We start from the raw sequence: 9,865 nt of genomic DNA, 5'->3' as shown, positions 1-9,865 counted from the left end.
CTCGACCTCACCAACTACCAAACCACCACCCACACCAACCACACCACCACACCCAAACCCACCAAACCCCACACCCCCAACAACACCTGACACCCAGCCACACCCCACACTCCACACCCCCACAGCCCCCACAGGACCCCGGCCACACCCAGCCAGAGCCCCCCCGGACCGCCAGAAACAAGCAGCACCCCGCACCAGCCACCGGCGACGGCACCCCCACCAACCCGGCACGGCACCAGCACGGCCCGCCGCCCAACCACCCCCACCCGGGCGGCAGGCCAACCCCACCAAGCCGGAAGCCAACCCCCCCAACCGGCCCGCACCACCCGAGCACCGCCGGGCACCGCCCGCCACGACCCGGCCGCGGCCCGGCCCGCCAAGGCCGTCGGTGCGGGCCCGCCACCCGCACCCCCCGCCCCCCACATACCGGCCTTGCCCGCGCCGCCTGCCCCGGCCGGCCTTGTTCTGCCGTGTTCTGTCTTGTTCACGCGACCCGCTGGGAGACCCGCCCGATATGAACCGCCCGCACCCTTCCAGGCGCGCCCTGCTCACCGGAGCCGCCGCCACCGTCATCGGCTACAACACCATCACCCGCTCCTGGGCCACCACCGCCGACGGACCCACCAGCGGACACCTGATCCCCGCTCCCGCCCTCCAGGGCACCCTCACCACCAACCCCGCCACCACAGCCGCTTTCGCCAAGGACTTCGGGCGCCTCACCACCGCCACCCCCTACGCCGTCCTCACCCCGGCCGGCGCCCAGGACATCGCCACCGTCATCAACTTCGCCCGCCGCAACAACCTCAAAGTCGCCATGAACGGCCAGAGCGGCACCGGCAACGACCTCGAATCACACTCCAACTACGGCCAAGCGGGCGTCGCCGGCGGCATCAGCATCAACGCCCGCGCCCTCAACCGCATTCACAGCATCACCCCCACCAACGCCACCGTCGACGCCGGCGTCACCTGGGCCCAACTCACCGACGCGGCCCTCGCCCACGGCCTCACACCCCCCTGCCTCACCGACTACCTCCACCTCTCCATCGGCGGCACCATCAGCGTCGGCGGCATCGGCTCCACCGTCCACAAATACGGCCTCCAAGCCGACACCGTCGAGGCCATCGAGATCGTCACCGGCAACGGCCGCATCCTCACCGCCACCCCCACCCACAACACCGACGTCTTCCACACCGCCCTCGCCGGCGCCGGCCAAATCGGCATCATCACCCGGGCCACCGTCAAACTCGTCCCCGCCCCCGAACGCGCCCTCGTCCTCACCCTCCACTACAACGACCTCACCACCTACCTCGCCGACCAACAGACCCTCCTCGACGGCCGCTTCCCCTCCCAAACCGGCGAAATCCTCATCCAGCCCGACGGCCAACCCCCCCTCTACAAGATCGAAGCCGTCGCCCACTACAACGGCACCACACCCCCCAACCCCACCCCCCTTCTCACCGGTCTCAACCCCACCCACACCGCCACCACCGACACCACCTACCGCGACTACACCTACCGCGCCGACACCTTCGCCGACACCATCAAGAACCTCGGCTACTGGAACGCCCCCAAGCCCTGGCTCTCCCTCTTCCTCCCCGCCTCCCAAACCCACACCTTCCTCACCGAAACCCTTCCCCAACTCACCCCCGACGACATCGGCCAGGGCCTCCTCCTCTGCTACCCCTTCCCCACCAACAGGCTCACCCATCCCTACGCCATCACCCCCAACGAACCCATTGCCTATCTTTTCGACCTCCTCACCTTCCCCCGCCCTGACACCGACCCCCAACCCGCCCTCAGCCGCAACCGCCGCCTCTACGACCGCGCCACCCAACTCGGCGCAAAGCGCTACCCCGTCGGCGCCGTCCCCCACATGACCCCCACCGACTGGCAAACCCACTACGGCCCCCGCTGGAGCACCCTCACCGCCGCCAAGAACCACCACGACCCCACACACACCCTCACCCCCGGCCAAAACATCTTCCCCTAACAACAAAACACCCACCCCCCGAAAGGAAACCCCCATGCACGCCATCCACCACACCGACCAAACCCTCCTCCCCCACCCGCCCCAAACCGTCTGGAACGCCATCCTCGACGAACTCAATGGCAAAACCACCTGGTGGCACCCCCACAACACCCACCAACCCGGCCCCACACCCCCTCACACCACCGGCGGCACCACTCACATCACCGTCCACCCCACCGGCGTCGGAAACCCCGGCCCCAAACTCCGCTTCACCAGCACCACCACCCACATCGCCCCCCACCACACCCTCACCCAGACCCACACGGGCCACTTCCACGGGACCACCACCTACACCCTCACCCCCCAGCACAACAACACTCACACCCAACTCACGATCACCTTCTCCGCCACCCCCCACCACTGGCCCAAACTCCTCCACAAACTCACCAACCTCACCATCAAGCACACCGCCGCCACCCAAGACGCCCTCACCAACCTCCACCACCACCTCACCAACGACGAATAAACAAACAACCCATCAAAAACCGGAGGACCTCATGCAGACCGCCGTCGGAATCCCTGCCCTGCCGGCCGATTACGCCGTCACGGCCACCGATCACGCCGCGACCACGGACGACTTCGCGCGCCTTGCCATCACGGTCCACCAGCCCGAGACGCCCGACCCGACGCGGCCGCTGGTCGTTCTCGTCCACGGGTGGGCCGCCTCCCGGACCGTCTGGCACAGCACGGCTCACCAACTGGCTGCCGCCGGGCACACCGTGGCCACGTATGACCAGCGTGGGCATGCCTCGTCGACGGTCGGGCGGGAGCCGATCAGCATCGAGCGGCTCGGGCGGGACCTGGGCACCGTCGTGGGGACGCTGACGACGGCGGAGCGGCCGGTCGTGGTGGTAGGGCACTCGGGTGGCGGTTATGCGGCGCTTGCTTGGGCGGCTGGGCTTCCGGTCTCGCGCACGGCTGGTGCGGGCGGGCGGCTTGCCGGGCTGGTGCTCGTGTCGACCGCTTCGCACGGGCAGGACACTCCGGCGAGCGAGGTGAAGATGATGGGGTCCCAGCTGTTCAGTCGTGCGCTTCGGACGCCGTGGCTGGGGCGCAGGTTGCTCGGTCAGACGCATGGACCGCGTGCCACCCTGGAGGCCCGTGAGGCCAACCGGCGGCTTTTCGCCAGTACCTTGCCGCAGACGCGTGCCGCCTGCTTCGCCTCCACGCAGCAGATGGACCAGCGGGCCGGGCTGGCCGGGATCACGGCGCCCACCGTGGTGATCACCGGCACCGAGGACAAGGTCGTCAAGCCGGCCTTCAGCCAGGAGCTCGTTGCCGCGCTCCCGCAGGCGACGCTGCACAAGGTTGTCGGAGTCGGGCACATGCTGCCGTTGGAGACTCCTCAGCACATCGCCCACCACGTCCACCAGCTGGTCCTGGCCGGCCGCTGACCCGCCGTGACCGCCACCACCGCTCCCGCCGGCGTCCTGGGCTCGCTGTTGCCGCCGCACGTCCGGTGCGCCGAAGCGTTCGGCGCCCTGGACGCGGGCCGTCTCCACCCTGCGGAGGCGGCCTACATCCGGGATCGTTCCCCGCGCCGCCGACACCAGTTCACGACGGCCCGCACGCTCGCCCGCCGGGCGCTGGCCGAGTTGGGCCATCCGTCGGCACCTCTGCTGCCCGGGCCCGGGGGTGCGCCGCAGTGGCCGTCGGGTGCCGTGGGGAGCATCACCCACACCGACGGCTACACGGCCTGTGCGGTCACCAGTACCGGTCGGCACGTCTCGCTCGGGATCGACGCCGAGCCTGTCCGTCCGCTCCCGCGCGGGGTCCTGGATCTCGTCAGCACCGAGGGCGAGCGGCGGCGGCTCGCCGTGCTGCCGGTGGGCGCGGTCCCTTGGGACACTGTTCTCTTCAGCGCCAAGGAAGCCGTCTACAAGGCTGTCCACCCGCTGACCCGCACGTGGACGGCTCTTGCCGCGATCACCGTCGCGGTCCGCCCCGACGGCACGTTCACCGCCCGGCATCCTCACCGTCCCGGTGTCGGCATCGGCCGGTGGGGCGCCCACGGGGGGATCCTCATCACGGCGTTCGCTCTTCCGCCGTCGAGTTGAGTACGGCTACCCGTGTCGCCGGCGGGCCCGCTCCGCTGCTGCTGGTGAGCCTGGCCGCGCTGGTGTTCACCAGCGCGGCCTGGCCAGGGCGGGTCACGGCGGGTCACGGCGCCAGTGGGCCACCCGGGGTGAGGGCCAGCCGGGCGAAGCGTTCGGCGATGAGGCGGTGGGCCTCCGGGGAGGGGTGGACGCCGTCGGGGAGCGGGTGGGTGTCGTGTTCGGGCCGGCCGTAGAGGGCGAGTCCGTCCAGGTGGTGCAGGGCGGAGTCGCCGTCGGCCCGGCGTTCGGCGACGATGCGGGCCAGGTGCTCGCGGATGACGGTGAGGGTGAGGCGGCCTGCGGCGCGTTCGGCCGGGTCGCCGGTGGCCCGGAAGCGGAGGGTGCCGCTGCTGAAGTCGGGGGCGAGCGGGCCGGGGGTGTCTTCGTGGATCGGGCAGAGCAGCGGGGAGACGACGAGCAGCGGCGTGGTCGGGTGGCCCTCGCGGATGGTGTCCAGGAAGCCGTGGACGGCCGGGGTGAGGGCGCGCAGCCGCATCGCGTCGGTGTTCACGAGGTTGATGCCGAGCTTGAGGCTGATCAGATCGGCGGGGGTGTCGCGGATCGTGCGCGCGGTGAAGGGGTCGAGCAGGGCGCCGCCGCCGAAGCCGAGGTTGACCAGGTCCAGTTCCGCACGGTTGGCCACGAGGGCGGGCCAAGTGCCGCTCGGGTGGGCGGCGTTGGAGCCGTGGCTGATCGAACTGCCGTGGTGGACCCAGCGCTTGCGCGCACCGGGCGGGACGGCCTCCAGTGGGGCGTCCGTCTCGAGGGCGATCAGCTCGGTGGTCTCGGTGTGCGGGAGCCAGAGTTCGACGGTCTTGTCCCGCGCGGGCAGGCCGGTGAACCGGGCGCTGCCGGCGGGGCCTTCGGTGAGTTCGAAGCGGCCGGTGGTGAGGTCGACGGTGCGCAGGTTGCCGCTGGGGACGGTGGCCTGGGCGGTGAGGGCGCCGTCGACGAGGAGGTCGTAGACGCCGTCGGGCACGTGGGGGACGCCGGGGTAGGCGCGTTTGGTGGGGACGGCGTGCAGGGTGATCGCGGTGGCGCGGGTGCGGAAGGCGAGGCGGACGCCGGAGGGCTGGGACTCGGCCATCGCGAGCTGCTCGTCGGGTATCTGCCGGCGGGCGCGGGCCGGTAGGCGGTGCGGCAGCAGGCCGCGGCGGGTCCGCTCGACGTCCAGGTGGCCGTGGAGGAGGTCTTCGGTGACGGGGGTGGTGATCGTGGTCATGGCGCTTCTTCGGGTCGTCGTACGGGCGGAGTGCGCGCAGGCGCCGGGCGGGCGGTGCGTGCGCGGCGCGCGCCGTACGGGGGTTCAGGTGGTGGTGCGGGCGCCGCCCTGCCGGAGCAGGGTGTCGAGGGAGTCGATGATCCAGTCCCAGGACTGCCGGGCGTCGACGGCGGTGTGGCTGAAGCCGCCGGCCGCCTCGAGGCTGATGTAGCCGTGGAAGACGCTGCCGAGCATGCGGACCGCGTGGGTCTGCTCGGGCTCGGTGAGGTCGTAGCCGCGCAGGATCGCCCTGGTCATCTGGGCGTGCCGGACGCCCGCACTGGCGGCGGCGGTCTCGGCGTCCAGGCGCAGGCGGGTGGCGTCGTAGCGGCCGGGGTGGCGGGCGGCGTAGTCGCGGTAGGCGTCCGCGAAGGCGCCGAGCGCGTCGCGGCCCGCGCGGCCGGCCAGGGCGTCGGCGACGAGGTCGGCGAGTTCCTCGAGGGCGTGCAGGGCGATCCGGGTCTTGAGGTCCTGGGAGCTCTTGACGTGGGAGTACAGGCTGGCGGTCTGGACGCCGAAGCGCCTGGCCACCGCGGCGACGGTCACCTGCTCGAATCCGACCTCGTCGGCGAGTTCGGCGCCCGCGACGACCACGCGTTCGACGGTCAGTCCTGCCCGTGCCATGTGTGCTTCCTCCCGTACTGACGGTCGCGCCGCTCGCACCGGTGCGCTACAGACAGTATGGGATTACCTAAATGGCTTAGGCAAATGGGATCACCGTTGAGGCGAAGGCCTCGCTCCTTCGGCTCAACCCGCCAGGATCACCGTCTCCGCCGGACCCGAGAAACCCGCCGGCTGCGCCGGGGTCCCGGTCGCGGCGAGGCGGCGGTGCTCCTGCGGGCTGACGCCGCGCACCCGCTTGAAGGCCGCCGAGAGGGCGAAGGCGTTGCTGTAGCCGACCTTGCGGGCGGCAAAGGCGACGGTGCACTCGGGCTCGCGCAGCAGATCGGCGGCGACGGCCAGCCGCCAGCCCGCGAGGTACGCCATCGGGGGCTCGCCGACCAGGGCGGTGAAGCGGCGGGCCAGGCCGGCCCGGGAGACCCCGACCCGCTGGGCCAGCTCCGCGACCGTCCAGGCGGTGGCCGGGTCGTCGTGCATCATCCGCAGCACCGGGCCGACCACCGCGTCGTGCTGGGCGCGGTACCAGGCGGGGGCGCCCGAGTCGGGGGCGGCGAGCCAGGAGCGCAGGACGGAGACCACGAGCAGGTCGAGGATCCGGTCCAGGACCAGCTCCTGGCCGGGCTCGTTGCGCCCTATCTCGGCGGCCAGCAGGTGCACCAGGGTGTCGTCGGCGCCGGTGCCGGCCGGTCGGACCAGCAGGGCGGGCAGGCAGCCCAGCAGACGCTGGCCGATCTCGTGCTCGGCCTGGTAGGTGCCGGAGAGGACCACCGAAGAGGCCCGGTCGCCCTCGCGGCCCTGCCCCCAGGTCCGGACGCCGAGCGACATCACCTCGGAGACGTCCACCCCGCCCTTGGTGCAGACCTGGCCCGGACCGACGATCACGTCCACCGGCGTGTCCGGGTCGTCCGCCACGGTGTACGGCTCCGGGCCGCGCACGATCGCCACGTCCCCGGGGTGCAGCAGCAGCGGGGTGCCGCGCTCGGGCAGGATCCAAGCCTCACCGCGGACCATCGTCACCACCGAGAGCGGGGCCCGGTCCTCGATCCGCAGCGACCACGGCGGGGTCAGGATCGACCGCAGCAGGAACGCGCCGCGGGCCTTGGGGCCGTCGAGGAGTCCCGTCAGAGTGTCCATGCCGTCAAGTGTAGACGCAGGGACATTATTTGACGTCCCATCATTTGAGGGACTCTTGAGTGAACGAGGTGGCCCGGGCGCCGCAAATGCCGGATGATCTGCCCCACGGGGGTAGGACCGACACGCGGCGCCAGCGATGCCGCGATACAGCAGCACAGCAATACAGCAGCACAGCGATAGAGCGATAGAGCGACACCGACAGCGAGAAGCAGCGAAAACTGCGAGAAGTGAGGGGCTCACGACGATGGAAACGGCACGCACACTCGTCCTGGTGGCGGCCACTGTCACCTGTGGACTGACCGCCGGACTGTTCTACGCCTTCGCGTGCTCGGTCATGCCCGCGCTGGCGCGGGTCGAGGACCGGACCTTCATCGAGGTCATGCAGCGCGTCAACGTGGCGATCCTGAACGGCTGGTTCGTCCTCGGCTTCGTCGGCGCCCTCCTGACCACAGCGGCTGCGGTCGCCCTCCACCTGCCGTCGGACGGCCACGACGTGCTGCCGGCGACCATCGCCGCGCTCGTGCTGTACGTCGCGATGATCGGGGTCACCCGTTCGATCAACATCCCCCTGAACGACGAACTCGCCGCCGCCGGAACGCCGCAGCGGATCGCCGACCCGGCCGGCGTGCGCGGCCGCTTCGAGGCCCGCTGGGTGCGCTTCAACGTGCTGCGCGCCCTGCTCTCCACGGCCGCCCTCGGCTGCCTCGCCTGGGCACTGGTGCTCAACGGGCAGAGCTGACCCCGGCCTTCGGCGGAACCGACACCCGCTCTGCCGACACCCGCTTAGCCAACCGATTTGCCGACGCCACCCTGGGCGGCCTCAGCCGCACAGGGTGGCGAAGCCGTAGCCGCGCGCCTTGAGGGTCGAAATGATCGCCGGCAGCGCGGCCACCGTCTGGCTGCGGTCACCGCCGCCGTCGTGCAGCAGGATCACCGCCCCCGGGCGGACGTTGTTCAGCACCCGCGAGCGGATGGCCTCCGTGCCCGGCCGGGACCAGTCCGTCGGGTCCACCGACCAGAGCACGACCTGCTTGCCGAGCGCCGCCGCGCGCGAGCGCACCGCGGCGTTGACCGCACCGTACGGCGGGCGCAGGCAGGTCGGGGTGCGGCCGGTCTGGGCGCGGATCGCCCGGTCCGTACTGCTCACCTGGGAGTTGAGCGCGGAGCCGGAGAGCCGGCGCAGGTCCGGGTGCGACCAGGAGTGGTTCTGCACGCTGTGGCCCTGCCGTGCGACCTGCGCGGTGAGCGAGGGGTGGGCGGAAACGTTCTGCCCGATCTCGAAGAAGGTCGCGCGCACCCCGTAGCGGGCGAGCGTCGCGAGGACCTTGGGCGTGTAGGCGGGGCTCGGGCCGTCGTCGAAGGTGAGGTAGACGACCTTGCCGCCCGTGCCGGCCGTGGCGCCCGTGCCGCCGGCCGCCTCCGCCGGTGCGGCGGGCAACGTGACCGCGGCTCCCGCCGCCAAGGCGACGGCGAGCGCGCCGATCGCGGTCCGGAAACGTCCAACTGTCCTGCGCCTCGCGGGTCGTACGGACATGCCTGCCCCCTGCGGTCGGAACTCCGGTGCCACCGGCCAGTCTGCGCCGACGGCGGGCCCGCCGCGACCCGCCGGGTGACGGAACCGGGTGAAATCGGCCAGCCGCGCGACGGGGTGACCGGGCACGCCGTAGCCCGGCACGCCTTGACGGGAGACGCCTTGACGGGACACGCCTTGGCACGGCACGCCTTGACCGAGACACGCCGTGGCCGAACGCGCCGAAGCGCCCCCGACGGGATCCGCCGGGGGCGCCGATCGCGGTGCGGTGCGGTGCGGGGCTGCTTGGTTCAGCGCCCGGAGCGTCCGTGCAGCACCAGGGAGCGGGTCAGCGCGAGCAGGCCGCCCGCGCACAGCGCCGTGCGAAGCATGTTGACCGGCACCCAGGTGTCGGCGAACTTGGCCCGCACGGCCGCGAGGTCCTGGATCTGGGACGGGTCACCGGCCGCCGCCAGCTGGTTGTTGAGCGGGATGTTGACGCCCATCGTCACCAGCAGCGCCACCACGTACAGCACCGTCGCCGCCGCCGCCCACAGCGCCGCCTGCCGACGACCCGCCTTGTGCTGCAGCCACGCGGCCAGACCCGTCGCCGCGAACGCCCCGACGAACACCAGGCCGAACATGCCGTTCTCGATGGACTTGTTGATGTGCTGCATCGCCGTCACATACGTCCGGTCATCACCCGCCGCCAGACCGGGCATCACCGACACGTCGAAGGCGAAGAACAGCCCCGCCATCAACCCCATCGCGACGGTGGCACCCACCAACAGCGGCCCGGCGGCCTTGCTGCGCGTGCCGGGCACGACCGGGGCCGAGCCGTCCGGCGCGAGGCCGGTGAAGGACTGTGGAGCGGTGGAGGAAGCAGGAGTCGCAGTCTGGTTGGAACGCATAGGTGATCCTTCGGTTCTCCCCGGTCCCCGCCCAGCGCGGGGACCCTCCCGGTACCCGGCGGGCACCGGCCTCCTCACCCCTCCCGGCGCAGCCGGGACAGACGGTCAGGGGGCCTACTCCACCCGGCACCGAAGATCTACTGAACTGCCGTACGAACGGCAGGTGTTGCTTTCCGGGTCCGTCAGCTCGGTCGTCCGGCTGGTCACGCGTTCCACACGCCCGAGGCGGCAGCCTCACGGGCGTAGTCCGCGAAGTCCCGCGGCTCACGACCCAACGCCCGCCGCACCCCGTCACCCAACGAC

The 9,865-nt window shown here is 71.6% G+C and carries 10 protein-coding genes; 5 read left to right on the top strand and 5 right to left on the bottom strand.

The features are described from left to right. The first annotated feature begins 514 nt into the window (after window positions 1–514). From ACZ52J_RS42365 to ACZ52J_RS42350, 4 genes are read left to right on the top strand one after another with little or no spacing between them, the layout of a single operon-like run. Entirely contained in the window at window positions 515–1,990 is a 1,476-nt protein-coding gene (locus tag ACZ52J_RS42365) for an FAD-binding protein (protein ID WP_465626759.1), read from the top strand. 34 nt (window positions 1,991–2,024) lie between these two features. Continuing rightward, window positions 2,025–2,495: an SRPBCC family protein gene (locus ACZ52J_RS42360; protein ID WP_465626758.1), complete on the top strand. Its 471-nt coding sequence runs from the start codon at window positions 2,025–2,027 to the stop codon at window positions 2,493–2,495. 31 nt (window positions 2,496–2,526) lie between these two features. Continuing rightward, window positions 2,527–3,423 (top strand): alpha/beta fold hydrolase, encoded by an 897-nt coding sequence (locus ACZ52J_RS42355; protein ID WP_465626757.1) that lies wholly within the window; start codon window positions 2,527–2,529, stop codon window positions 3,421–3,423. Window positions 3,424–3,429: 6 nt separating this feature from the next. Then, window positions 3,430–4,086, top strand: coding sequence for a 4'-phosphopantetheinyl transferase family protein (locus ACZ52J_RS42350; RefSeq protein ID WP_465626756.1), 657 nt, complete (start codon window positions 3,430–3,432; stop codon window positions 4,084–4,086). 103 nt (window positions 4,087–4,189) lie between these two features. Here ACZ52J_RS42350 and ACZ52J_RS42345 read toward each other — a convergent pair whose 3' ends face one another. The 3 genes from ACZ52J_RS42345 to ACZ52J_RS42335 form a co-directional block, all read right to left on the bottom strand. After that, window positions 4,190–5,347 carry an SGNH/GDSL hydrolase family protein gene (locus tag ACZ52J_RS42345; protein WP_465626755.1) on the bottom strand — a complete coding sequence of 386 codons (1,158 nt, stop codon included), beginning with the start codon at window positions 5,345–5,347 and terminating at the stop codon, window positions 4,190–4,192. Window positions 5,348–5,431: 84 nt separating this feature from the next. Then, window positions 5,432–6,010 carry a TetR/AcrR family transcriptional regulator gene (locus tag ACZ52J_RS42340; protein WP_360510088.1) on the bottom strand — a complete coding sequence of 193 codons (579 nt, stop codon included), beginning with the start codon at window positions 6,008–6,010 and terminating at the stop codon, window positions 5,432–5,434. A 123-nt stretch (window positions 6,011–6,133) separates the two neighbouring features. Then, the gene (locus ACZ52J_RS42335) at window positions 6,134–7,141 is read right to left on the bottom strand and encodes an AraC family transcriptional regulator (protein ID WP_465626753.1); all 1,008 of its coding nucleotides are present in this window, start codon (window positions 7,139–7,141) and stop codon (window positions 6,134–6,136) included. A gap of 244 nt (window positions 7,142–7,385) precedes the next feature. On the opposite strand from ACZ52J_RS42335, the gene ACZ52J_RS42330 reads away from it, so the two are divergent. Next, entirely contained in the window at window positions 7,386–7,880 is a 495-nt protein-coding gene (locus tag ACZ52J_RS42330) for an anthrone oxygenase family protein (protein ID WP_465626751.1), read from the top strand. A gap of 81 nt (window positions 7,881–7,961) precedes the next feature. On the opposite strand, the gene ACZ52J_RS42325 is transcribed toward ACZ52J_RS42330, so the two are convergent. Together ACZ52J_RS42325 and ACZ52J_RS42320 are read right to left on the bottom strand one after the other, a co-directional pair. Further along, a complete protein-coding gene (locus ACZ52J_RS42325; RefSeq protein WP_465626750.1) occupies window positions 7,962–8,675 on the bottom strand; it encodes a polysaccharide deacetylase family protein in 714 nt (237 codons plus the stop codon). A gap of 287 nt (window positions 8,676–8,962) precedes the next feature. Then, on the bottom strand, window positions 8,963–9,562 hold the full coding sequence (locus ACZ52J_RS42320; protein WP_465626749.1) for an anthrone oxygenase family protein: 600 nt from the start codon (window positions 9,560–9,562) through the stop codon (window positions 8,963–8,965). Window positions 9,563–9,865: the final 303 nt, after the last annotated feature.

Source organism: Kitasatospora sp. NPDC034035 (assembly GCF_055575755.1).
This window is presented reverse-complemented; position numbering and strand designations above follow the sequence as displayed.